This is a genomic window from Paraburkholderia sp. A1BS-2L, assembly GCF_051125205.1.
Taxonomy (GTDB): domain Bacteria; phylum Pseudomonadota; class Gammaproteobacteria; order Burkholderiales; family Burkholderiaceae; genus Paraburkholderia.
Genome location: NZ_CP120428.1, coordinates 2927415 through 2950857, shown reverse-complemented (window position 1 = coordinate 2950857; position 23443 = coordinate 2927415). Strand labels below are relative to the sequence as shown.

At 60.2% G+C, this 23443-nt stretch carries 27 protein-coding genes; all 27 read left to right on the top strand.

The window, feature by feature from the left end:
- Nucleotides 1-4 precede the first annotated feature (4 nt).
- The 27 genes from rpoC (at nucleotide 5) to rplX (ending at nucleotide 23437) form a co-directional block, all read left to right on the top strand.
- Nucleotides 5-4255: a DNA-directed RNA polymerase subunit beta' gene (rpoC, locus tag P5W98_RS13485; RefSeq protein WP_421024931.1), complete on the top strand. Its 4251-nt coding sequence runs from the start codon at nucleotides 5-7 to the stop codon at nucleotides 4253-4255.
- A 587-nt stretch (nucleotides 4256-4842) separates the two neighbouring features.
- The gene (locus P5W98_RS13480; protein ID WP_434718058.1) at nucleotides 4843-5520 is read left to right on the top strand and encodes a reverse transcriptase domain-containing protein; all 678 of its coding nucleotides are present in this window, start codon (nucleotides 4843-4845) and stop codon (nucleotides 5518-5520) included.
- A 258-nt stretch (nucleotides 5521-5778) separates the two neighbouring features.
- The gene (locus P5W98_RS13475; RefSeq protein WP_434718057.1) at nucleotides 5779-5976 is read left to right on the top strand and encodes a group II intron maturase-specific domain-containing protein; all 198 of its coding nucleotides are present in this window, start codon (nucleotides 5779-5781) and stop codon (nucleotides 5974-5976) included.
- Between the two features lie 397 nt (nucleotides 5977-6373).
- Entirely contained in the window at nucleotides 6374-6649 is a 276-nt protein-coding gene (locus P5W98_RS13470; RefSeq protein ID WP_421024930.1) for a hypothetical protein, read from the top strand.
- A 579-nt stretch (nucleotides 6650-7228) separates the two neighbouring features.
- Nucleotides 7229-7594 (top strand): holo-ACP synthase, encoded by a 366-nt coding sequence (gene acpS / locus P5W98_RS13465; protein ID WP_421024929.1) that lies wholly within the window; start codon nucleotides 7229-7231, stop codon nucleotides 7592-7594.
- Between the two features lie 17 nt (nucleotides 7595-7611).
- On the top strand, nucleotides 7612-8367 hold the full coding sequence (gene fabG / locus P5W98_RS13460) for a 3-oxoacyl-ACP reductase FabG (protein WP_421024928.1): 756 nt from the start codon (nucleotides 7612-7614) through the stop codon (nucleotides 8365-8367).
- A gap of 15 nt (nucleotides 8368-8382) precedes the next feature.
- The gene (locus P5W98_RS13455) at nucleotides 8383-8979 is read left to right on the top strand and encodes a hypothetical protein (protein WP_421024927.1); all 597 of its coding nucleotides are present in this window, start codon (nucleotides 8383-8385) and stop codon (nucleotides 8977-8979) included.
- Nucleotides 8980-8992: 13 nt separating this feature from the next.
- The gene (locus tag P5W98_RS13450) at nucleotides 8993-9283 is read left to right on the top strand and encodes an acyl carrier protein (protein WP_421024926.1); all 291 of its coding nucleotides are present in this window, start codon (nucleotides 8993-8995) and stop codon (nucleotides 9281-9283) included.
- 52 nt (nucleotides 9284-9335) lie between these two features.
- The gene (locus P5W98_RS13445) at nucleotides 9336-10163 is read left to right on the top strand and encodes a hypothetical protein (RefSeq protein ID WP_421024925.1); all 828 of its coding nucleotides are present in this window, start codon (nucleotides 9336-9338) and stop codon (nucleotides 10161-10163) included.
- 146 nt (nucleotides 10164-10309) lie between these two features.
- Nucleotides 10310-12157, top strand: coding sequence for a DNA helicase RecQ (gene recQ, locus P5W98_RS13440; protein ID WP_421024924.1), 1848 nt, complete (start codon nucleotides 10310-10312; stop codon nucleotides 12155-12157).
- A gap of 278 nt (nucleotides 12158-12435) precedes the next feature.
- Entirely contained in the window at nucleotides 12436-12816 is a 381-nt protein-coding gene (gene rpsL, locus P5W98_RS13435; RefSeq protein ID WP_027797953.1) for a 30S ribosomal protein S12, read from the top strand.
- Between the two features lie 185 nt (nucleotides 12817-13001).
- The gene (gene rpsG / locus P5W98_RS13430) at nucleotides 13002-13472 is read left to right on the top strand and encodes a 30S ribosomal protein S7 (RefSeq protein WP_006053291.1); all 471 of its coding nucleotides are present in this window, start codon (nucleotides 13002-13004) and stop codon (nucleotides 13470-13472) included.
- A 146-nt stretch (nucleotides 13473-13618) separates the two neighbouring features.
- A complete protein-coding gene (gene fusA / locus P5W98_RS13425; protein ID WP_421024923.1) occupies nucleotides 13619-15721 on the top strand; it encodes an elongation factor G in 2103 nt (700 codons plus the stop codon).
- A gap of 96 nt (nucleotides 15722-15817) precedes the next feature.
- Nucleotides 15818-17008 (top strand): elongation factor Tu, encoded by a 1191-nt coding sequence (gene tuf / locus P5W98_RS13420; RefSeq protein WP_129563002.1) that lies wholly within the window; start codon nucleotides 15818-15820, stop codon nucleotides 17006-17008.
- A gap of 142 nt (nucleotides 17009-17150) precedes the next feature.
- The gene (rpsJ, locus tag P5W98_RS13415; protein ID WP_027819357.1) at nucleotides 17151-17462 is read left to right on the top strand and encodes a 30S ribosomal protein S10; all 312 of its coding nucleotides are present in this window, start codon (nucleotides 17151-17153) and stop codon (nucleotides 17460-17462) included.
- Nucleotides 17463-17661: 199 nt separating this feature from the next.
- Nucleotides 17662-18321 carry a 50S ribosomal protein L3 gene (gene rplC, locus P5W98_RS13410; RefSeq protein WP_421024922.1) on the top strand — a complete coding sequence of 220 codons (660 nt, stop codon included), beginning with the start codon at nucleotides 17662-17664 and terminating at the stop codon, nucleotides 18319-18321.
- Complete coding sequence (gene rplD / locus P5W98_RS13405) at nucleotides 18321-18941, top strand: 50S ribosomal protein L4 (RefSeq protein ID WP_028213350.1); 621 nt, start codon at nucleotides 18321-18323, stop codon at nucleotides 18939-18941. The genes rplC and rplD overlap by 1 nt, the downstream gene beginning before the upstream one ends.
- Complete coding sequence (gene rplW, locus P5W98_RS13400) at nucleotides 18938-19252, top strand: 50S ribosomal protein L23 (RefSeq protein WP_028206513.1); 315 nt, start codon at nucleotides 18938-18940, stop codon at nucleotides 19250-19252. Before rplD ends, rplW begins: the two co-directional genes overlap by 4 nt.
- Before the next feature lie 2 nt (nucleotides 19253-19254).
- Nucleotides 19255-20082, top strand: a complete 828-nt coding sequence (gene rplB / locus P5W98_RS13395) for a 50S ribosomal protein L2 (RefSeq protein WP_421024921.1) — start codon at nucleotides 19255-19257, stop codon at nucleotides 20080-20082.
- Between the two features lie 10 nt (nucleotides 20083-20092).
- Complete coding sequence (gene rpsS / locus P5W98_RS13390; RefSeq protein ID WP_027797286.1) at nucleotides 20093-20368, top strand: 30S ribosomal protein S19; 276 nt, start codon at nucleotides 20093-20095, stop codon at nucleotides 20366-20368.
- Nucleotides 20369-20380: 12 nt separating this feature from the next.
- Nucleotides 20381-20710 (top strand): 50S ribosomal protein L22, encoded by a 330-nt coding sequence (gene rplV / locus P5W98_RS13385; RefSeq protein WP_004199272.1) that lies wholly within the window; start codon nucleotides 20381-20383, stop codon nucleotides 20708-20710.
- A gap of 11 nt (nucleotides 20711-20721) precedes the next feature.
- Nucleotides 20722-21504 carry a 30S ribosomal protein S3 gene (rpsC, locus tag P5W98_RS13380; protein ID WP_129562998.1) on the top strand — a complete coding sequence of 261 codons (783 nt, stop codon included), beginning with the start codon at nucleotides 20722-20724 and terminating at the stop codon, nucleotides 21502-21504.
- Between the two features lie 2 nt (nucleotides 21505-21506).
- A complete protein-coding gene (gene rplP, locus P5W98_RS13375; protein ID WP_042269753.1) occupies nucleotides 21507-21923 on the top strand; it encodes a 50S ribosomal protein L16 in 417 nt (138 codons plus the stop codon).
- Between the two features lie 10 nt (nucleotides 21924-21933).
- Nucleotides 21934-22128: a 50S ribosomal protein L29 gene (gene rpmC / locus P5W98_RS13370; protein ID WP_035967606.1), complete on the top strand. Its 195-nt coding sequence runs from the start codon at nucleotides 21934-21936 to the stop codon at nucleotides 22126-22128.
- Nucleotides 22125-22397, top strand: coding sequence for a 30S ribosomal protein S17 (rpsQ, locus tag P5W98_RS13365; RefSeq protein ID WP_027797289.1), 273 nt, complete (start codon nucleotides 22125-22127; stop codon nucleotides 22395-22397). The genes rpmC and rpsQ overlap by 4 nt, the downstream gene beginning before the upstream one ends.
- Nucleotides 22398-22750: 353 nt before the next feature.
- Nucleotides 22751-23119 (top strand): 50S ribosomal protein L14, encoded by a 369-nt coding sequence (rplN, locus tag P5W98_RS13360; protein ID WP_028213345.1) that lies wholly within the window; start codon nucleotides 22751-22753, stop codon nucleotides 23117-23119.
- A 9-nt stretch (nucleotides 23120-23128) separates the two neighbouring features.
- Nucleotides 23129-23437: a 50S ribosomal protein L24 gene (gene rplX, locus P5W98_RS13355; RefSeq protein ID WP_421024920.1), complete on the top strand. Its 309-nt coding sequence runs from the start codon at nucleotides 23129-23131 to the stop codon at nucleotides 23435-23437.
- Nucleotides 23438-23443: the final 6 nt, after the last annotated feature.

Below are 23443 nucleotides of genomic sequence, written 5' to 3'. Positions count from 1 at the left end.
GGCAATGAAAGCTCTGCTCGATCTATTCAAGCAAGTCCAACAAGAAGAAGTTTTTGACGCGATCAAGATCGGTCTGGCCTCGCCGGACAAGATCCGTTCGTGGTCGTTCGGCGAAGTGAAGAAGCCGGAAACCATCAACTACCGCACGTTCAAGCCGGAGCGGGATGGTCTGTTTTGCGCGAAGATCTTCGGGCCGATCAAGGACTACGAGTGCCTGTGCGGCAAGTACAAGCGCCTGAAGCACCGTGGCGTGATCTGCGAGAAGTGCGGCGTGGAAGTCACGCTGGCGAAGGTGCGCCGCGAACGCATGGGCCACATCGAGCTGGCCTCGCCGGTCGCGCACATCTGGTTCCTGAAGTCGCTGCCGTCGCGTCTGGGCATGGTGCTCGACATGACGCTGCGTGATATCGAGCGCGTGCTGTACTTCGAAGCGTACGTGGTGATCGAACCGGGCATGACGCCGCTGAAGGCGCGTCAGATCATGACCGAAGAGGATTACTACAACAAGGTCGAGGAATACGGCGACGAATTCCGTGCCGAAATGGGCGCGGAAGGCGTGCGTGAACTCCTGCGCGCGATCAACATCGACGAGCAGGTCGAAACGCTGCGCACCGAGCTGAAGAACACCGGCTCGGAAGCGAAGATCAAGAAGTACGCCAAGCGCCTGAAAGTGCTCGAGGCCTTCCAGCGTTCGGGCATCAAGCCCGAATGGATGGTGCTCGAAGTGCTGCCGGTGCTGCCGCCCGAACTGCGTCCGCTCGTGCCGCTGGACGGTGGCCGCTTCGCGACCTCGGACCTGAACGACCTGTATCGCCGCGTCATCAACCGTAACAACCGTCTGAAGCGTCTGCTCGAGCTGAAGGCGCCGGAGATCATCGTCCGCAACGAAAAGCGGATGCTCCAGGAAGCGGTTGACTCGCTGCTCGACAACGGCCGTCGCGGCAAGGCGATGACGGGCGCGAACAAGCGTCCGCTGAAGTCGCTCGCCGACATGATCAAGGGTAAGGGCGGCCGCTTCCGTCAGAACCTGCTGGGCAAGCGCGTGGACTACTCGGGCCGTTCGGTCATCGTGGTGGGTCCGACGCTCAAGCTGCACCAGTGCGGTCTGCCGAAGCTGATGGCGCTCGAACTCTTCAAGCCGTTCATCTTCAACAAGCTGGAAACGATGGGCGTCGCCACGACCATCAAGGCTGCGAAGAAGGAAGTCGAGAACCAGACGCCGGTGGTGTGGGACATTCTGGAAGAGGTGATCCGCGAACATCCGGTCATGCTCAACCGTGCGCCTACGCTGCACCGTCTTGGCATTCAGGCTTTCGAGCCGGTGCTGATCGAAGGTAAGGCAATCCAGCTGCACCCGCTCGTTTGCGCGGCGTTCAACGCCGACTTCGACGGTGACCAGATGGCCGTTCACGTTCCGCTGTCGCTCGAAGCGCAGATGGAAGCGCGCACGCTCATGCTCGCGTCGAACAACGTCCTGTTCCCGGCCAACGGCGATCCGTCGATCGTGCCGTCGCAGGATATCGTGCTGGGCCTGTACTATGCCACGCGTGAAGCGATCAACGGCAAGGGCGAAGGCATGACGTTCACGGGCGTGTCGGAAGTGCTCCGCGCGTACGAGAACAAGGAAGTCGAACTGGCCTCGCGCGTGAACGTGCGTATTACCGAAATGGTCCACAACGAGGACAAGTCGGAAGGCGCACCGGCATTTGTGCCGAAGATCTCGTTGTACGCGACCACGGTTGGCCGCGCGATCCTGTCGGAAATCCTGCCGCCGGGCCTGCCGTTCTCGGTGCTGAACAAGCCGCTGAAGAAGAAAGAAATTTCGCGTCTGATCAACACCGCATTCCGCAAGTGCGGTCTGCGCGAAACGGTGATCTTCGCCGACCAGCTGATGCAGTCGGGCTTCCGCCTGGCTACGCGCGCCGGTATTTCGATCTGCGTGGACGACATGCTCGTGCCGCCGCAGAAGGAAACCATCGTCGGCGAAGCCGCGAAGAAGGTGAAGGAGTACGACCGTCAGTACATGTCGGGTCTCGTCACCGCGCAGGAACGCTACAACAACGTGGTCGACATCTGGTCGAACACGTCGGAAGCGGTCGGCAAGGCGATGATGGAGCAGCTCGCGACCGAACCGGTCATCGACCGTGACGGCAAGGAAACGCGTCAGGAATCGTTCAACTCGATCTACATGATGGCCGACTCGGGCGCGCGGGGTTCCGCGACCCAGATTCGCCAGCTGGCGGGTATGCGCGGCCTGATGGCAAAGCCGGACGGCTCGATTATCGAAACGCCGATTACCGCGAACTTCCGCGAAGGTCTGAACGTGTTGCAGTACTTCATCTCGACCCACGGTGCACGTAAGGGTCTTGCTGATACGGCACTGAAGACCGCGAACTCGGGTTACCTGACGCGTCGTCTCGTCGACGTCACGCAGGATCTCGTGGTCGTCGAGGACGACTGCGGCACGTCGAACGGCGTGGCGATGAAGGCTCTCGTGGAAGGCGGTGAAGTCGTCGAAGCGCTGCGCGACCGTATTCTCGGCCGTGTGGCGGTGGCGGACGTCGTCAATCCGGAAACGCAGGAAACGATCTACGCTTCGGGCGACCTGCTCGACGAAGACGCGGTCGAAACGATCGAAAGCCTCGGCATCGACGAAGTGCGCGTGCGCACGCCGCTCACCTGCGAAACGCGCTATGGCCTGTGCGCCTCGTGCTACGGCCGCGACCTCGGCCGCGGCTCGCGCGTGAACGTCGGCGAAGCCGTCGGCGTGATCGCGGCACAGTCGATCGGCGAACCGGGCACGCAGCTCACGATGCGTACGTTCCACATCGGTGGTGCGGCATCGCGTGCGGCAGTGGCCTCGTCGGTGGAAGCCAAGTCGAACGGTACGCTGCGCTTCACGGCGACGATGCGTTACGTCACGAGCGCGAAGGGCGAGCAGATCGTCATCTCGCGTTCGGGCGAAGCCATCATCGCCGACGATCACGGCCGCGAGCGCGAGCGTCACAAGGTGCCGTACGGCGCGACGCTGCTGCAGCTCGACGGTGCCGCGATCAAGGCCGGCACGCAGCTCGCCACGTGGGATCCGCTCACGCGTCCGATCATCACCGAGTACGGCGGTACGGTGAAGTTCGAGAACGTCGAAGAAGGCGTGACCGTGGCCAAGCAGATCGACGACGTCACGGGTCTGTCGACCCTCGTCGTGATCGACGCGAAGCGCCGCGGTTCGCAAGCGGCGAAGAGCGTGCGTCCGCAGGTCAAGCTGATCGACGCGAACGGCGACGAAGTGAAGATCCCGGGCACGGAGCATTCGGTGCAGATCGGCTTCCAGGTCGGCGCGCTGATCACCGTGAAGGATGGTCAGCAGGTTCAGGTGGGTGAAGTGCTCGCACGTATCCCGACCGAAGCGCAGAAGACGCGTGACATTACCGGTGGTCTGCCGCGTGTGGCGGAACTGTTCGAAGCACGGTCGCCGAAGGACGCCGGTATCCTGGCGGAAGTCACGGGTACGACGTCGTTCGGTAAGGACACGAAGGGCAAGCAGCGTCTCGTCATCACGGACCTCGAGGGCAACCAGCACGAGTTCCTGATCGCGAAGGAAAAGCAGGTGCTGGTCCACGACGGTCAGGTCGTCAACAAGGGCGAAATGATCGTGGACGGCCCGGCCGATCCGCACGACATCCTGCGTCTGCAGGGTATCGAGGCGCTGTCGCGCTACATCGTGGACGAAGTGCAGGACGTGTACCGTCTGCAGGGCGTGAAGATCAACGACAAGCACATCGAAGTGATCGTGCGTCAGATGCTGCGCCGCGTGCAGATCACCGACAACGGCGATACGCGCTTCATCCCTGGCGAACAAGTCGAGCGTTCGGACATGCTCGACGAGAACGACAAGATGATCGCGGAAGACAAGCGTCCGGCAACGTACGAGAACGTGCTGCTCGGTATCACGAAGGCATCGCTCTCGACCGACTCGTTCATCTCGGCGGCGTCGTTCCAGGAAACGACCCGCGTGCTGACCGAAGCGGCGATCATGGGCAAGCGCGACGATCTGCGTGGCCTGAAGGAAAACGTGATCGTCGGCCGTCTGATTCCGGCTGGTACGGGCCTCGCGTTCCACAAGGCGCGCCGCGCGAAGGAATCGTCGGATCGCGAGCGTTTCGACCAGATTGCAGCGGAAGAAGCGTTCGAGTTCGGTACGCCGGAAACCCCGGCTGCAGAACAGCCGGAGCAGCCGCACACGACGGACGAGTAAGCTTCTGGCGAACATGTTTCGCCATTGGCTGAAACTGTCGGATGAAATCCGCCCGGTTCAACCGGGCGGATTTTTTTTTTTTTTTTTTTTGGTGCGCCGAGCATGCGCAACAGCTTGGGGGTGTGAGTCCCTGTCCAACCTGATGGTGGTGAAGGACTAGCGAAACGCAAGGGCGTCGCCGTGAGGCGGGGTCTGAAGGAAGCGTGTAGCAAAGCCATGACCCGACGAACAGAAACCAGATGCGAGGCCTACCCGGGCGGACGAGCGAGCCAATGATCGCGAAGTCCATAGCCATCAAGGCCCGGGGTGGTAAATCTGGCGGGTGTGTGGCGAAGGCGGTTGCACTTACCTCGGGAGGCCTGCCCGGTGTCCTGGATTCAGGACTGAGCGGTTCGTAAGGGCCGCTGACCACCGTGCAGGAGTCAGCAGCGGGCATATTAGGGCGGCGACGCCTGAAGGCCCAAACGGAGAGGAGCGGCGAGTAAGCCGGAGAACTCGACATGGGAGCGCAGCAGAAAACGCATCGCGTCCTTGGCGCCGGAGGTAGGGGTGAAGCCCCGAAGGCCGCCGTCCGAGGGGCTGAACCTATGGCGGCGAACCCCGAGTCTGAAAGCCCGTCGGCTTGTGACCGACTGATGGAAGAAATATGTGAACGGGAGAACCTCAAGCAGGCGTTGAGGCGTGTGAAAGCGAACAAGGGTGCACCGGGTGTGGACGGCATGACGGTTCAGGCATTACCGGCGTACCTGCGTGAGCACTGGCCGGCGATTCGAGTCACGCTGCTGAACGGCACGTACAGGCCGCAACCTGTGAGGCGGGTCGAAATACCCAAGCCGGATGGAGGGGGCGTGCGCAAGCTCGGCATTCCCTCTGCGCTCGACAGGCTCGTCCAGCAGGCGGTACTGCAGGTGCTGCAAAGGCAGTGGGACCCGACGTTCTCGGATTCCAGTTATGGCTTCCGTCCGGGACGCTCGGCACATCAGGCCGTGGAGCGCGCGCAGGGCTACATTCAGGCGGGATACCGCTGGGTGGTAGACCTCGACCTCGAAAAGTTCTTCGATCGCGTGAACCACGACATCCTGATGAGCCGGGTGGCAAAGCGGGTCAGTGACAGGCGCGTCCTGAAACTGATTCGCTCCTTTCTGACGGCAGGGGTGATGGAAAACGGGCTGGTTGGCGCAACGGACGAAGGGACGCCGCAGGGTGGTCCGCTATCGCCGTTGTTATCCAACCTGATGCTCGACGATCTCGACCGGGAGCTTTGAGCGGCGCGGACTGCGATTCGTGAGGTACGCCGACGACAGTAACGTCTACGTACGCAGCGAACGCGCGGGCCAGCGGGTGATGGCCGGGCTGGAAGCCTTCCTCACCGGCAAGCTGAAGCTAAAGGTCAATGAGGCGAAGAGCGCGGTCGCGCGCCACACACACGCAAATTCCTCGGCTTCACCTTCTCGAACCGGGCACAGGTCAAACGGCGCATTGCGCCCAAGGCGCTGACTCGCTTCAAGGATCGAATCCGGGAGTTGACTCAACGCACGCGAGGGGTCAGCGCTGACCAGATGATCGGGACGCTGCACCGTTACCTGACGGGTTGGCGTGGCTACTTTGGTTTCTGCGAAACGCCCAGCGTGCTGCAGCGCCTGGATGAATGGGTTCGCCGTCGCGTACGCTGCTTCTTCTGGAGCAGTGGAAGCGGGGCCGAACACGATTCCGGGAGTTGACCGCGCGTGGTGTCAGCCGGGACCTTGCCGCCCAGACGGCGGGTTCTCCGCACGCTGCATGGAGACTGAGCAATAGCCCCGCGCTCCAGCACGCACTCACCAACCGCTTCCTGCGGTCCCTCGGTCTTCCATCTTTACGTCAGTAGTCGATCAACCGATCCGAACCGCCGTGTACGGCCCCGTACGCACGGTGGTGTGGGAGGGGTCGGGCCGCGAGGCCTGCCCCTATCCCGATCCCGCTAGAACCGGGGCGCGACGCCCTATCATGTTTGCTGTCCCGTCACGCGGATTCCCGGCACGGACGGGCCACCCATGCTAATGTGGCGCCTCGCGCGGCCCGCGCGTCCGTGGGACGGGCTTTGTCGTGTAACTTTCACCCATTCCGGAGGCGTGAATCATGTGGGTTGTAGGCGTTGGTCTGATTTTGAATCTGGTGGCGTCGGTCGGCATCTTCTCGTATTTGCTGCACCACGTCGGCATCCAGCCTGCTGCAACTTTCTTTGCAATCTTCCTGGTCGTCTGGGCATTCATCATCATCGGATTCATCATGCAGGTCGCAGGAAAGGTGCGGACCGGCGCGCTGCTGATTTGCATTGGCTCGCTGGTTTTTGTGCCTGTGGGTTTTGTTGCGATTATTGGCAGCATTCGAGTCGCGCGCAGGCGCCCAGTCTGAGTACATAACTTGCTCTCGGTGTCGCGCTCGTGTGGCATCGAGTGATTATCCGAATCTGGCGCGTAGTAAATATATCGGCGTCCTTAATAAAAGAATGTTTGCTACAATATTTGCCGTCATTTATGACGTATCTTGTTTCTCTGAATATTAAATCAATTGATTCCGCCATCTTTTAATTATTCTCTTTATTCCCTCGTTACGGATTGATGGCAGAAATCGCTTTCTCCTGTCTGAATTACGTGCTCAGGTGTACGTTAATTTCTGCATTGGTGTGGAGACATCCGGGGTGAATTCCTAAGTAAGAGCGTGTTCTTTAGGGACAATTTTCTGTTGAGGAAAATCAAGTCACGAGACAAATCGCAGGAAATTTAAAACTCCTTATTTTCTTATAAGCATCTAACGACTAAAGTTGCGCAACGCTGTAGTTCACGCCAGATGAAGCGCGCATGCTTCCAGATGGCAGATTTTTGAGCATTGAGCCGGGAAGCGCCCTGCGATAAGAACGCGACAACGACCAAACAATGCTGGCGGTCACCGCAGCCTAAAATCAAATAAAGCGTACGGGGTATATCGTTAGATATGCGAATTGGTATAGACATCGTTGAAACGGGACGAATCGCGCAAGCGATCGAACGCAGCGGCGAAGCATTCGTCGGGCGTTTGCTTTCTGCGCAGGAAATGCTTGAGCACGCCGATCCCGCTAACGTCGAGCGCCTCGCCGGAATTTGGGCTGCCAAGGAGGCTGCGGTGAAAGCACTCGGAACAGGCTTTCGCAATGGCATCACCTTTCACGATATAAAAATCCTTCACGATCCGCTTGGCAAGCCATATTTCGAATTTTCGGGCGAATTCGACAGGGTAATGCGTCTCGAAAATCTGAAGACATCAATTTTGACAATCTCGCATTGCAGATCACATGCAGTCGCGGCGGCTGTGCTCGATTAATAAACCTGCAAAAAATTATGGCCATTTATTCAGAACTTGAAGGTAAGACCGTGGTTGTAACGGGCGCCAGTGGTGACCTCGGTTTGGCGATTTGTCGCAAGTACCTCGCGCTCGGCAGCAATGTGATCGCGCTCTACAACAACACGAAGGCCAGTCTCGACGAACTCGCGGCCGAACCGGCAAGCGCAGGGCGATTGACCATCGCGAAATGCGATGTCGCAAACCGTGACGACGTCGAGCGCTTGCGCGGCGAGCTGGAGCAGCGCCTCGAAGCCATCGACGTTCTCGTCAATAACGCCGGCATCAACAAGGACAACCTGGTTTCCACGATGACGTTCGAGGAGTTCGACGAGGTGGTTCGCGTCAATCTCCATGGAACGTTCAACATGACCCAGGGGATGCTGAGGCTGATGAGGCACGCGACGCAAGCCAGCATCGTGAACGTGACGTCCGTTGCGGGGGTGACGGCGAGCTTCGGGCAGTCCAACTACAGTGCCGCCAAGGCGGGCATTTCCGGCTTCACGCGCTCGATTGCGAAAGAGCTCGCATCAAAGGGGATCCGGGTCAATGCCATTGCTCCTGGCATGATCGAATCCCGGATGGTCAAGAAGGTGCCGCGCCACATCGTCCGCACCATTTCCGATGCGATTCCATTGAACCGTTTCGGGCGTCCAGAAGAGATTGCCGAGGTGGTCGCATTTCTCAGTTCCAACGCCGCAAGCTACATCGTCGGGCAGACGCTGGTGGCCGACGGTGGCCTTGTAATGCGCTAATTTGCGGAAATTTTCATGTCTAAACTAGATCGTAGTCTGATTCCCGCGCAGCAGCTGTTTGAGATCGGCGTGTGGCGATCCCCGATATTCATGGTGGACCGTATTGCCGATATCGTGGTCGGCCCCAAGCCGAGCATCACTGCTGTCAAGCACGTCACCTTCAACGAGTCCTATATTGCCGGCCACTTTACCGACAATCCGGTCATGCCCGGCGTGATGATCGCGGAGATCTTTGGTCGGGCAGGCGAATACTGCGCCTTCTTCAACGACGTCTGCGCGGCATACGAGACGGAGACGGGGCGTGCCGCCAAGCGTTTCGAAGACGTTGCCGAAATAATTAGCATACCAGAAGGTAAGCGCATCATAAAAGAGCAAAAATCCCAGGTGATCGGGTTTCTGGCTGCGCAGAACGTCAAGTTCAGAAGGGTGGTCTATCCGGGTTACACGATCTATGCCGAGTGCCGGCTGGCGCTTACCGATACCCAGGGTTTCAATCATTTCAACGTGGAGGCGCCCGTCGGGCGCCACGTCGTTGTAGAGGGAACCACTATCAATTTCCGGACCTACCGGGACAAGCTCGGTAGCAATGTTGCTGCCGGAATCTCACGATAAAGAGCGAAAAGAAATGACCAATTCAACGATCCTGGACGATGTCGAGCGACGCAAGGCTGTGCTCGAAAAACTCAAGGCGGGGCTGATCCAGCGTCTCAATCTTCCGCAGACCGTCGAGCAGATCGACGACGACACGCCGCTGTTCGGCAGCGGCCTGCGTCTCGACTCGGTCGATGCAACCGAAGTGTTCGTGCTGCTCGACGAATCCTTTGGCATCCGCGTGTCGGAGGGCGACGAGCCTTCCTATCTGCGAAGCATCAATACGCTCGTTCATTCTGGAGCGCAGCAAAAACGCACAAGCTAACGCAGCCTGACGAAAGTCCGATCCAAACTCGACACGAAGAGACGAGCAAGCTATGACGAGCCTGAAAGACATGCATATCAGCGACGGCGCAAAGATGGGCGTGCGCAATGGTGTTGAAATCCCGCTGAGTTATGGCGATACCGCGCGCGAAATCGCTGCCGCCCGCGGTTATTTGACGGACAACCTCATGCTGGGCGCGCAGGCGTCGGTCAGCAAGGGGCAGCGCTGGCGTCATTTGAACATGGCCAAGGCGGCGGCCATCCGCTCGTATGAGAACGTCGGCGATCCTTTTTCAATCGACCGGACCGGCGCGCGCACCGATATTGCCATTGGCCTGCGCTACACCGATTCCGAGCGTACGGAATACGGCATCGAGTACTACGGCCAGAGCCAGGGTTATAGCCGCAACGAATGGAAGAGCTACTTCGATACGGTCACGTTTATCAACGGCGGCTACGCGCCGTTCGTGGTGGCCTTTGCAATCTTGCTGGTGATTGTGTGCGCTTTCATGATTGGCTTTGCGTCCCGGTCAAGACGCGCCACGTTGACGGGTGAATTGTTGATGGGCAAGGCGGATGAGCGGTTCATTCAGCTCGCCGGGGCGACGAGCCGCTGGTTGGGCATGTCCGCAATCGGGCGCTATACGCTCTATCTCTTGTCGACGGTCATCTGGGCGGCGCTCGTGTGCGCGGCATTCGAGAAGTGGGCGCCGGGGGCGGGCTTCGTGCCGCTTTATTGTGTTGCACTCGTGCCGCTGATGATCATGTATGCCGGCGAGCGTTGCGTGTCGATGCATCGCGATCTGATCGAGGCTCGGGACGGCGAGCGTCGTGTGCTGTTGACGTTCAAGGACGTGAAACTGGCATTGCCCACGGATTAGCGTTGCCCGCGTGCGCAGCGGGCCGCGTCGGGCCGCGCGGCAGTCCGCCCCCACTGCCGTTTGGCCAATGTCGCGGAGATTGGCGGTCGGGGCGGGTAGGGGTTGGTAAAATGCGGCAACCCCGCCTCATCACGTGTGCCGCCTACATGTCCCGCTCCCTCGAAATTCTCAACGAAGTCTTCGGTTATCCCGCCTTTAGAGGGCAGCAAGCCGAGATCGTCGAGCATGTCGCGGCGGGCGGCGATTCCCTCGTGCTCATGCCCACGGGCGGCGGCAAGTCCCTCTGCTACCAGATCCCGGCACTCGTGCGCCACGAAGCGGGTCACGGCGCCGGCATCGTGGTGTCGCCGCTCATCGCGCTCATGCAGGACCAGGTGGCCGCGCTCACCGAAGTGGGCGTGCGCGCCGCGTATCTGAATTCCACGCTCACCGGCGCCGAGGCCGCCGCCACCGAGCGCGCGCTGCGCGAGGGCGACATCGATTTGCTCTATGTCGCTCCCGAGCGGCTCATGACGGCGCGCTTTCTCGATCTGCTCGAGCGCGCGCGCATCGGCCTCTTTGCCATCGACGAAGCGCACTGCGTGTCGCAGTGGGGGCACGACTTCCGGCCCGAGTACATTCAGCTCTCGATCCTGCACGAGCGTTTCCCCGACGTGCCGCGCATCGCGCTTACCGCCACCGCGGATGCGATCACGCGCGACGAGATTGTGCATCGTCTCGCGCTCGACGACGCCCGTATCTTCGTGTCGAGCTTCGACCGGCCGAATATCCGCTACCGCATCGTCGAGAAGGACAACGCGCGCACGCAGCTGCTCGACTTCATCCGTGCGGAGCACACACGGGCCGACGGCACGACCGATGCGGGCGTCGTCTACTGCCTCTCGCGCCGCAAGGTGGAAGAGACCGCGGAGTGGCTGAAGGGGCAGGGCGTGCGCGCCTTGCCGTACCACGCCGGCATGGAGTTCGAGGTACGCCAGAAGCACCAGGAACTCTTCCAGCGCGAGGAAGGCGTGGTCATGTGCGCAACCATTGCGTTCGGCATGGGCATCGACAAGCCGGACGTGCGTTTCGTCGCGCACCTCGACCTGCCCAAGAGCGTGGAAGGCTATTACCAGGAAACCGGCCGTGCGGGCCGCGACGGGCTGGCGGCCAATGCGTGGATGGCCTATGGTCTCGGCGACGTGGTGCAGCAACGCAAGATGATCGACGAGTCCGACGCCGACGATCAGCACAAGCGCGTCCAGACGGGCAAGCTCGATGCGCTGCTCGGCCTGTGCGAAACCGCCACGTGCCGGCGCGTGCGCCTGCTCGCGTACTTCGGCGAAGCGAGCAAGCCCTGCGGCAACTGCGACACCTGCATCGAGCCGCCGGCCACGTGGGACGCCACGCGCGAGGCGCAGATGGCGCTTTCGTGCGTATTTCGCGCGCAGCGCGCGAGCGGTTTCAACTTCGGCGCAGGCCATTTGATCGACATTCTGCGCGGCAACCGCAACGAGAAGATCATGCAGCGCGGGCACGAGAAAATTTCGACGTTCGGCATCGGCTCGGCGCTCTCGGAAGCCGAATGGCGCGCCATTTTTCGCCAGCTGGTGGCGTTCGGCTATCTCACCGTCGATCACGACGGTTTTGGCGCGCTCGTGCTCACGGAGGCAAGCAAGCCCGTGCTCAAGGGCGAGCAGCACGTCACGATGCGCCGCTATGTGAAGCCCACACGCACGCGCACCTCGTCGAGCCGCACCAGCGAGCGCGCTGATCCGACCCTTGGCATGAGTCAGCGCCAGCGCGCGCGCTGGGAGCGCCTGCGGTTGTGGCGCACCGATACCGCGAAGAGCGAGGGTGTGCCTGCCTACGTAATCTTTCACGACGCCACGCTGGCGGAGATCGCGCGCAACGGCCCCGAGTCGGTCGACGAGTTGCGTGATATTCCGGGCATCGGCGCGCGCAAGCTCGAACGCTTCGGCGAGGAGCTGGTCGAGGTCGTCGGCGACGATTGAGCGCGCTGGCGGGGCGGCGCGTTCGTGCTGTGTCACGTGATTGCCACATTCTCCGTCCCCCGAAATGTCGCAAGCCGTTGACTCGCTTGGTATTTTCGGAATATCATGCTGGGTTCCGGTTTCTGGGATGCTTGCGCGCGTCGGTTAGTTTGACTAATTCGTCGGCTGAGCAACGCATAAAGTGCCTGTCATTTTCAGGTTCTGGAGTTCGATACGCATGGTTTTCCGCTTTGCCCGGAAATAAATGCGTCGATTTTGTTCAATTTCAGGAATAAACAATGCCAACCATCAATCAACTGGTTCGCAAAGGCCGCGCTTCGGAAGCTACGAAGAGCAAGTCGCCGGCCCTGCAGGACTGCCCGCAGCGTCGCGGCGTGTGCACCCGTGTGTACACGACGACGCCGAAGAAGCCGAACTCGGCACTTCGTAAGGTCGCCAAGGTTCGTCTGACGAACGGCTTCGAAGTCATTTCGTACATCGGCGGTGAAGGCCACAACCTGCAGGAGCACTCGGTTGTGCTGATCCGCGGCGGCCGTGTGAAGGACTTGCCGGGTGTGCGCTACCACATGGTTCGCGGCTCGCTGGATACCCAGGGCGTCAAGGATCGTAAGCAGGCTCGTTCGAAGTACGGCGCAAAGCGCGCGAAGGCTGCGAAGTAAGAGTCAAGTGTCGTCGTGCTCGCGAGAGTGCCGGCGATAAAAGCGACAGGTGCCGGATTGGCCGGTGCTGTCGAGTAAGTGGTCACCCGACCAGGCTGGTAAGTCGTGAGATGAATCGGGTTAGTTGGTGGCCGCGGAGCGTTGGGTTCAATCCACGCTTCAACTGAAAAGTTAAAGGAAGAAACATGCCGCGTCGTCGCGAAGTCCCCAAGCGGGAAGTGTTGCCGGATCCGAAGTTCGGCAACGTTGATGTAGCCAAGTTCATGAACGTGCTGATGCTCTCCGGCAAGAAGTCGGTTGCCGAGCGTATCGTGTACGGCGCTTTCGAACAGATCCAGACCAAGGGTGGCAAGGACCCGCTGGAAGTGTTCACTGTTGCGCTCAACAACGTGAAGCCGGTGGTGGAAGTGAAGAGCCGCCGCGTTGGTGGTGCGAACTATCAGGTTCCGGTCGAAGTGCGCCCCTCGCGTCGTATGGCATTGGCGATGCGTTGGCTGCGTGAAGCCGCGAAGAAGCGTAGCGAGAAGTCGATGGCCCTGCGTCTGGCAGGTGAACTCTCCGAAGCGGCCGAAGGCCGTGGCGGCGCGATGAAGAAGCGCGACGAAGTTCACCGGATGGCAGAAGCGAACAAGGCGTTCTCGCACTTCCGCTTCTAAGAGAAAGCCCCTACCGGGGTTTGCTCAAAAAGCGGAAAAAATCCGGGCGGGTGCGCTTATCGAGCGCCTCGCCCGTTTGTGTTCAGACGCGTTGGGATCACCCGGTCGGGATCGATCCGGCGCGCACCTCCCCATAGAGGATCAAAGTGGCTCGCAAGACTCCTATCGAGCGCTACCGCAATATCGGTATTAGCGCTCACATCGACGCCGGCAAGACGACGACGACCGAGCGCATTCTGTTTTACACCGGCGTGAACCACAAGATTGGTGAAGTTCACGACGGCGCTGCGACCATGGACTGGATGGAGCAGGAGCAGGAGCGTGGCATCACGATTACCTCCGCTGCTACGACCGCGTTCTGGAAGGGCATGGGCGGTAACTACCCCGAGCACCGCATCAACATCATCGACACCCCGGGCCACGTCGACTTCACGATTGAAGTCGAGCGCTCGATGCGCGTGCTCGACGGCGCGTGCATGGTCTACTGCGCAGTGGGCGGCGTGCAGCCGCAGTCGGAAACGGTGTGGCGCCAGGCGAACAAGTACAAGGTGCCCCGTCTCGCGTTCGTCAACAAGATGGACCGTACCGGCGCGAACTTCTTCAAGGTCTACGACCAGCTGAAGAACCGCCTCAAGGCGAACCCGGTTCCGGTCGTGGTGCCGATCGGCGCGGAAGAAAACTTCAAGGGCGTCGTCGACCTCCTGAAGATGAAGGCGATCATTTGGGACGAGGCCTCGCAAGGCACGAAGTTCGACTACGTCGACATCCCGGCTGAACTCGTTGACACGTGCAACGAGTGGCGCGAAAAGATGATCGAATCGGCTGCTGAAGCCAGCGAAGAGCTGATGGAAAAGTACCTCGGCGGCGAAGAGCTGTCGGAAGCCGAAGTCGTCAAGGCACTGCGCGACCGTACGATCGCGTGCGAAATCCAGCCGATGCTGTGCGGCACCGCGTTCAAGAACAAGGGCGTGCAGCGCATGCTCGACGCCGTGATCGACTTCCTGCCGTCGCCGGTGGACATTCCCCCGGTCAAGGGCGAGCTCGAAAACGGTGAAACGGCCGAGCGCCGCGCAGCCGACGACGAGAAGTTCTCGGCACTCGCGTTCAAGATCATGACCGACCCGTTCGTCGGCCAGCTGATCTTCTTCCGCGCGTACTCGGGCATCGTCAACTCGGGCGACACCGTGCTGAACTCGACCAAGGGCAAGAAGGAACGCCTCGGCCGTATTCTGCAGATGCACGCGAACAACCGCGAAGAAATCAAGGAAGTTCGCGCTGGCGACATCGCCGCCGCGGTCGGCCTGAAGGAAGCGACCACGGGCGACACGCTGTGCGACCCGGCGCACCCGATCGTTCTGGAACGCATGGTGTTCCCGGAGCCGGTGATTTCGCAGGCCGTCGAGCCGAAGACCAAGGCTGACCAGGAAAAGATGGGCCTCGCCCTGAACCGCCTGGCGCAGGAAGACCCGTCGTTCCGCGTCCAGACGGACGAAGAATCGGGCCAGACCATCATTTCGGGCATGGGCGAGCTCCACCTCGAAATTCTGGTCGACCGCATGAAGCGTGAATTCAACGTGGAAGCGACCGTCGGCAAGCCGCAGGTTGCCTACCGCGAAACGATCCGCGCAACGGCGAAAGACGTGGACGGCAAGTTCGTCAAGCAGTCGGGTGGTCGCGGCCAGTACGGTCACGCGGTCATCACGCTCGAGCCGAACGAGCAGGGCAAGGGCTACGAGTTCCTGGACGAGATCAAGGGCGGTGTGATTCCTCGCGAATTCATCCCCGCGGTCGACAAGGGTATCCAGGACACGCTGAAGGCTGGCGTGCTGGCGGGCTTCCCGGTCGTCGACGTCAAGGTTCACCTGACGTTCGGTTCGTACCACGACGTGGACTCGAATGAAAACGCGTTCCGCATGGCCGGTTCGATGGCGTTCAAGGAAGCCATGCGCAAGGCGCAGCCGGTCATCCTCGAACCGATGATGGCTGTCGAAGTCGAAACGCCGGAAGACTACATGGGCAACGTGATGGGCGACCTGTCGGGCCGTCGCGGTATCGTCCAGGGCATGGAAGACATGGTTGGCGGCGGCAAGATCGTTCGCGCCGAAGTGCCGCTGTCGGAAATGTTCGGCTACTCGACGTCGCTGCGCTCGCTCACGCAGGGTCGCGCAACGTACACGATGGAATTCAAGCACTACGCAGAAGCACCGCGTAACGTGGCCGACGCGATCATCAGCGCGAAGGCGAAGTAAGCATCGGCGCTCATTTGAGCACGCAGTGGGCCAGACATGGGTCTGGCTCACTTTGCACAAGTCACCGATTCATCACTTTTTTGAAAGAAGAGAAACATGGCAAAAGGTAAATTCGAACGGACCAAGCCGCACGTGAACGTGGGCACGATCGGTCACGTTGACCACGGCAAGACCACGCTGACGGCAGCGATCACGACGGTTCTGACCAAGAAGTTCGGCGGTGAAGCCAAGGCGTACGACCAGATCGACGCAGCACCGGAAGAAAAGGCACGTGGTATTACCATCAACACCGCGCACGTCGAGTACGAAACGGCTAACCGCCACTACGCACACGTCGACTGCCCGGGCCACGCTGACTACGTGAAGAACATGATCACGGGCGCGGCACAGATGGACGGCGCAATCCTGGTGTGCTCGGCCGCTGACGGCCCGATGCCGCAAACGCGTGAGCACATCCTGCTCGCCCGTCAGGTTGGCGTGCCTTACATCATCGTGTTCCTGAACAAGTGCGACATGGTCGACGACGCCGAGCTGCTCGAGCTCGTCGAAATGGAAGTGCGCGAACTCCTGTCGAAGTACGACTTCCCGGGCGACGACACACCGATCATCAAGGGTTCGGCCAAGCTGGCGCTCGAAGGCGACACGGGCGAGCTGGGTGAAGTGGCGATCATGAACCTGGCCGACGCACTGGACACGTACATCCCGACGCCGGAGCGTGCGGTTGACGGCGCGTTCCTGATGCCGGTGGAAGACGTGTTCTCGATCTCGGGTCGCGGCACGGTGGTGACGGGTCGCGTCGAGCGCGGCATCGTCAAGGTCGGCGAGGAAATCGAAATCGTCGGTATCAAGCCGACGGTGAAGACGACCTGCACGGGCGTGGAAATGTTCCGCAAGCTGCTCGACCAGGGCCAGGCAGGCGACAACGTCGGTATCCTGCTGCGCGGCACGAAGCGTGAAGACGTGGAGCGTGGCCAGGTTCTGGCCAAGCCGGGTTCGATCACGCCGCACACGCACTTCACGGCTGAAGTGTACGTGCTGAGCAAGGATGAAGGCGGCCGCCACACGCCGTTCTTCAACAACTACCGTCCGCAGTTCTACTTCCGTACGACGGACGTGACGGGCTCGATCGAGCTGCCGAAGGACAAGGAAATGGTCATGCCGGGCGACAACGTGTCGATCACGGTGAAGCTGATCGCTCCGATCGCGATGGAAGAAGGTCTGCGCTTCGCAATCCGCGAAGGCGGCCGTACCGTCGGCGCCGGCGTGGTTGCCAAGATCATCGAGTAAATCGAGTAGAATACTCGGCTTGCTGTAAGCAGTAGTAGTTGAGGTACTTGGACCGGCCTGCGGCTCTCCGCCGCAGGCCGGTCCTGCGCTCTTTATATCGTCTGGCGGCGCAAGTCCGCCTCGCTCTTTTCAAGGAATTGCCATGCAGAACCAAAAAATCCGTATTCGCCTGAAGGCCTTCGACTATCGCCTGATCGATCAATCGGCTGCTGAAATCGTCGAAACGGCGAAGCGGACGGGTGCAATCGTTCGCGGTCCGGTGCCGCTGCCGACGCGCATCCAGCGTTTCGACATCCTGCGTTCGCCGCACGTCAACAAGACCTCGCGCGACCAGCTCGAAATCCGCACCCACCTGCGTCTGATGGACATCGTCGACCCGACGGACAAGACCGTCGACGCGCTGATGAAGCTGGACCTGCCGGCTGGCGTGGACGTCGAAATCAAGCTGCAGTAAAAGTCTCGAGCGCGGCCAGGATAGCCTGATCGTGCTAAGTCTTTGATTGCTTGCGGAAATCGTGGGAGGACGTTATACTTGACGTCTTTTCGCGCATTTGCGCAAAAAATCGGTGTGATTTTTCGGGCCTTTACCCTGAAAACACGCCGGTACTTTGTAAATTAGCCCCGACCAATCGCAGTCGGGAATGGAGAAAACGATGAGCCTTGGACTCGTAGGTCGCAAGGTTGGCATGACGCGTATCTTCACGGCTGACGGGGATTCGATTCCCGTGACCGTGCTGGACGTGTCCGACAACCGCGTGACGCAGATCAAGACTGTTGAAACCGACGGCTACACGGCCGTTCAGGTTGCGTTCGGTACGCGCCGTGCATCGCGCGTGACGAAGCCGCTCGCAGGTCATCTCGCTAAAGCTGGCGTTCAAGCCGGTGAAATCCTCAGGGAATTCCAGATCGACGCCGCCAAGGCTGCCGAACTGTCCGCTGGCGCCGTGATCGGTGTGGAACTCTTCACGGAAGGCCAAAAGATCGACGTGCAAGGCACCTCGATCGGTAAGGGCTACGCCGGTACCATCAAGCGTTACAACTTCAGCTCCGGCCGTGCTTCGCACGGTAACTCGCGCTCGCACAACGTGCCGGGTTCGATCGGTATGGCGCAGGATCCGGGCCGCGTGTTTCCGGGTAAGCGCATGACCGGTCACATGGGCGACGAGACCGTAACGGTGCAAAACCTCGAAATCGCCCGTATCGACGCAGAGCGCAAGCTGCTGCTGGTCAAGGGTGCCGTGCCGGGTGCTAAGGGCGGCAAGGTTTTCGTGACGCCGGCCGTCAAGGCGCGCGCCAAGAAAGGAGCGCAATAATGGAACTGAAGCTCCTGAACGCTAATGGTCAAGAAGGTGCTGCAGTCAATGCGTCGGACGTCGTGTTCGGCCGTGACTACAACGAAGCACTGATTCACCAGATCGTTGTCGCCTACCAGGCGAACGCGCGCAGCGGTAACCGCGCGCAGAAGGATCGTGAGCAAGTCAAGCACACCACCAAGAAGCCGTGGCGCCAGAAGGGTACGGGCCGTGCTCGTGCCGGTATGTCGTCGAGCCCGCTGTGGCGTGGCGGTGGCCGCATCTTCCCGAATTCGCCGGAAGAAAACTTCTCGCACAAGGTCAACAAGAAGATGCATCGCGCAGGCCTCTGCTCGATCTTCTCGCAGCTGGCCCGCGAAGGCCGCATCTCGGTCGTCGAAGAGCTCTCGCTCGAAGCGCCCAAGACGAAGCTGCTGGCCGAAAAGTTCAAGGCCATGGGTCTCGAATCCGTGCTGGTCATCACCGACACGGTCGACGAGAACCTGTATCTCGCGTCGCGCAACCTGCCCCACGTGGCAGTCGTTGAGCCGCGTTTTGCCGACCCGCTCTCGCTGATCTACTTCAAGAAGATCCTGATCACGAAGGCAGCGGTCGCCCAGATCGAGGAGTTGCTGTCATGAGCGAGATTCGCAAGAACGATCATCGTTTGATGCAGGTCCTGCTCGCACCGGTGATCTCCGAAAAGGCGACGCTGGTTGCGGAGAAGAACGAACAAGTCGTCTTCGAAGTCGCGCCGGACGCGAACAAGCAGGAAGTCAAGGCTGCTGTCGAGCTGCTGTTCAAGGTGGAAGTCGAGTCCGTCAATGTGCTGGTCCAGAAGGGCAAAGCCAAGCGCTTTGGCCGCTTCAACGGCAAGCGCAAGGACGTGAAGAAGGCGTATGTCTGCCTGAAGCCCGGCCAGGAAATCAACTTTGAAGCGGAGGCCAAGTAATCATGGCAATCGTGAAAGTTAAGCCGACCTCGCCGGGTCGCCGCGCGATGGTGAAGATCGTCAACAAGGATCTGCACAAGGGCGCGCCGTACGCACCGCTGCTCGAAAAGCAATCCGTGAAGGCGGGTCGTAACAACAACGGTCACATCACGACGCGTCACCAGGGTGGCGGTCACAAGCAGCACTACCGTGTGATCGATTTCCGTCGTACGAAGGATGGCGTCCCCGCGAAGGTGGAGCGTCTCGAGTATGACCCGAACCGTAGCGCGAATATTGCGCTGGTTCTGTACGCAGACGGCGAGCGCCGCTACATCATTGCGCCGAAGGGCGTGACGGTTGGCACGCCGCTGATGTCGGGCTCGGAAGCGCCGATCAAGGCAGGCAACACGCTGCCGATCCGCAATATCCCGGTCGGTACGACGATCCACTGCATCGAAATGTTGCCGGGCAAGGGCGCGCAGATCGCGCGTTCGGCTGGTACGTCGGCCATGCTGCTGGCACGTGAAGGCGTCTACGCGCAGGTTCGTCTGCGTTCGGGCGAAATCCGTCGCGTGCACGTTGAATGTCGTGCAACGATCGGTGAAGTCGGCAACGAAGAGCACAGCCTCCGTCAAATCGGTAAGGCTGGCGCGAACCGCTGGCGCGGTATCCGCCCGACGGTCCGTGGCGTTGCAATGAACCCGGTCGACCACCCGCACGGTGGTGGCGAAGGCAAGACTGCGGCTGGTCGCGACCCGGTGAGCCCGTGGGGCACGCCGACGAAGGGCTATCGCACCCGCAGCAACAAGCGCACGACGAGCATGATCGTCCAGCGCCGTCACAAGCGTTAAGGAGTAGGCAATGGCACGTTCTATTAAGAAAGGTCCGTTCTGCGACGCCCATTTGCTGAAGAAGGTTGAGGCGGCTGCAGCTACGCGCGACAAGAAACCGATCAAGACCTGGTCGCGTCGTTCGACGATCCTGCCGGACTTCATCGGCCTGACGATCGCCGTGCACAACGGCCGTCAACACGTTCCGGTGTATGTCACGGAAAACATGGTCGGCCACAAGCTTGGCGAGTTCGCACTGACCCGTACGTTCAAGGGTCACGCGGCCGACAAGAAGGCCAAGAAATAAGGGGCAATCAAGATGGAAGTGAAGGCAATTCATCGCGGTGCCCGCATCTCGGCGCAGAAGACGCGCCTTGTGGCTGACCAGATCCGCGGTCTGCCGGTCGACAAGGCTCTGAACGTTCTGACGTTCTCGCCGAAGAAAGCGGCTGGCATCGTGAAAAAGGTTGTGCTCTCGGCTATCGCCAATGCGGAACACAACGAAGGCGCCGATATCGACGAGCTCAAGATCAAGAGCATCTACGTCGACAAGGCTGCTTCGCTGAAGCGTTTCACCGCACGCGCAAAGGGTCGCGGTAACCGCATCGAGAAGCAATCCTGTCACATCACTGTGACGGTCGGGAATTAAGGAGCCATACGATGGGACAGAAAATTCATCCGACTGGCTTCCGTTTGGCCGTCAGCCGCAATTGGGCTTCGCGTTGGTACGCGAACAACAACAATTTCGCGGCGATGTTGAAGGAAGACATCGGTGTTCGTGAATACCTGAAGAAGAAGCTGAAGAACGCTTCGGTGGGCCGTGTTGTGATCGAGCGCCCGGCTAAGAACGCTCGCATCACGATTTACAGCTCGCGCCCGGGTGTGGTGATCGGCAAGAAGGGTGAGGACATCGAACTCCTCAAGGCCGAACTCCAGAAGCGCATGGGCGTTCCGGTTCACGTGAACATCGAAGAAATTCGCAAGCCGGAAACCGACGCGCAGCTGATCGCCGACTCGATCACGCAGCAGCTCGAGCGCCGCATCATGTTCCGTCGCGCAATGAAGCGCGCGATGCAGAACGCGATGCGTCTGGGTGCCCAGGGCATCAAGATCATGAGCGCCGGCCGTCTGAACGGTATCGAAATCGCACGTACCGAGTGGTACCGCGAAGGTCGAGTGCCGCTTCACACGCTGCGTGCTGACATCGACTACGCAACCTCGGAAGCGAAGACGACGTACGGCATCATCGGCGTGAAGGTTTGGGTCTACAAGGGCGACACGCTCGGCCGCAACGACGCACCGGTGGTGGAAGAAGTCGCCGAAGAAAAGCGTCCGCGCCGCAATGCGCGTCCGGGCGATCGTCGTCCGCGCCGTGATGGCGAAGGCGCACCGGGTGCCCGTCGTGGCGCACCGCGCCGTGGCGACGGCAAGAGTGGAGAATAACGATGCTGCAACCGAAACGCAGGAAGTATCGCAAAGAGCAGAAGGGTCGTAACACCGGTATCGCAACGCGCGGCAACGCGGTTTCGTTCGGTGAATACGGTCTGAAGGCTATCGGTCGTGGTCGCCTGACCGCGCGTCAGATTGAAGCAGCGCGTCGTGCAATGACGCGTCACATCAAGCGTGGCGGCCGCATCTGGATCCGTATCTTCCCGGACAAGCCGATCTCGCAAAAGCCGGCGGAAGTGCGTATGGGTAACGGTAAGGGTAACCCTGAGTACTACGTCGCTGAGATCCAGCCGGGCAAGATGCTGTACGAAATGGATGGTGTGTCCGAAGAACTGGCCCGTGAAGCCTTCCGTCTGGCTGCAGCCAAGCTGCCGCTGAAGACGGTCTTCATGGTTCGCCAGCTCGGCGCCTAAGGAGTGAATGATGAAGGCTTCTGAACTTCACCAGAAAGACCAGGCCGCGCTCAACCAAGAGTTGTCGGACCTGCTTAAGGCGCAATTCGGCCTGCGCATGCAACTCGCGACCCAGCAGCTCACGAACACGAGCCAGCTGAAGAAGGTTCGTCGCGACATCGCACGTGTGCGGACCGTCCTGACTGAGAAGGCGAACCAGAAATGAACGAAAGCGTGAAAACCTCGCTTAAGCGGACGCTGGTCGGCAAGGTCGTCAGCAACAAGATGGACAAGACGGTCACCGTCCTGGTCGAGCGCCGCGTCAAGCACCCGATCTACGGCAAGTACGTCGTGCAGTCGAAGAAGTACCACGCTCACGACGAATCGAACACGTACAACGAGGGTGACCTCGTTGAAATCCAGGAAACCCGTCCGATTTCGAAGACGAAGGCCTGGACCGTGTCGAAGCTGATCGAAGCAGCACGCGTCATCTAAGAGCCGTTTCAGATGATGCAGTACCCCGGGGGCCCTCCCCGGGGTAGAGAAGTTGTTGAAATCGCTAAAGATTTCGCTTGCGAGACCAAGATTATCGAGTTATAGTCTTGGTCTTCCCTCTTTATGGGTTCGTTGTTGGCAAAGCAACGGGCGAAAGTAGTGGGGGAGGTGGTTCGGGCGCCAGTCCGGATCTGCAAGATTCACCGGAATGCGATGGCCGGTTTCGTTTGCCGTCGCTGCTGTTCTAACCCAAGCAGCTGAGCGGTCGTTCTAGTGGCGGCGCGGCTGACGGGACCAAGACTGACCGGATGTGCCATGGTGGCGCAACCGGATTAAGTTGGGAAAGATAAACCATGATCCAGACCGAAACTCGGCTTGAAGTAGCCGACAACACGGGTGCGCGTGAAGTCATGTGCATCAAGGTGCTCGGCGGCTCGAAGCGTCGTTATGCCAGCATTGGCGACATCATCAAGGTGAGCGTCAAGGAAGCAACGCCGCGCGGGCGCGTGAAGAAGGGCGAAATCTACAACGCTGTTGTGGTTCGCACCGCCAAGGGCGTGCGCCGTCAAGACGGCTCGCTGATCAAGTTCGATGGCAACGCCGCCGTGCTTTTGAATACCAAGCTTGAGCCGATCGGCACCCGCATTTTCGGGCCGGTTACGCGTGAGCTGCGTAGCGAACGATTCATGAAGATCGTTTCGCTGGCGCCGGAAGTGCTGTAAGGAGTCGCGATGAACAAGATTCGCAAGGGTGACGAAGTTATCGTCATTACCGGCAAAGACAAGGGCAAGCGCGGTGTCGTGGTCGCCATCGGTGAAGAGCGCGTTACTGTCGAAGGCATCAACATTGCGAAGAAGCATGTGAAGCCGAACCCCATGAAGGGTACGACGGGTGGCGTGGAAGCCAAGGCAATGCCGCTGGCTATCTCGAACGTCGCATTGGTCGACGCGAACGGCAAGCCGTCGCGCGTGGGCATCAAGGTCGAAGGGGACAAGAAGGTTCGTTTCCTGAAGACGACCGGTGCTGTCCTGAGCGCCTGACGCTGC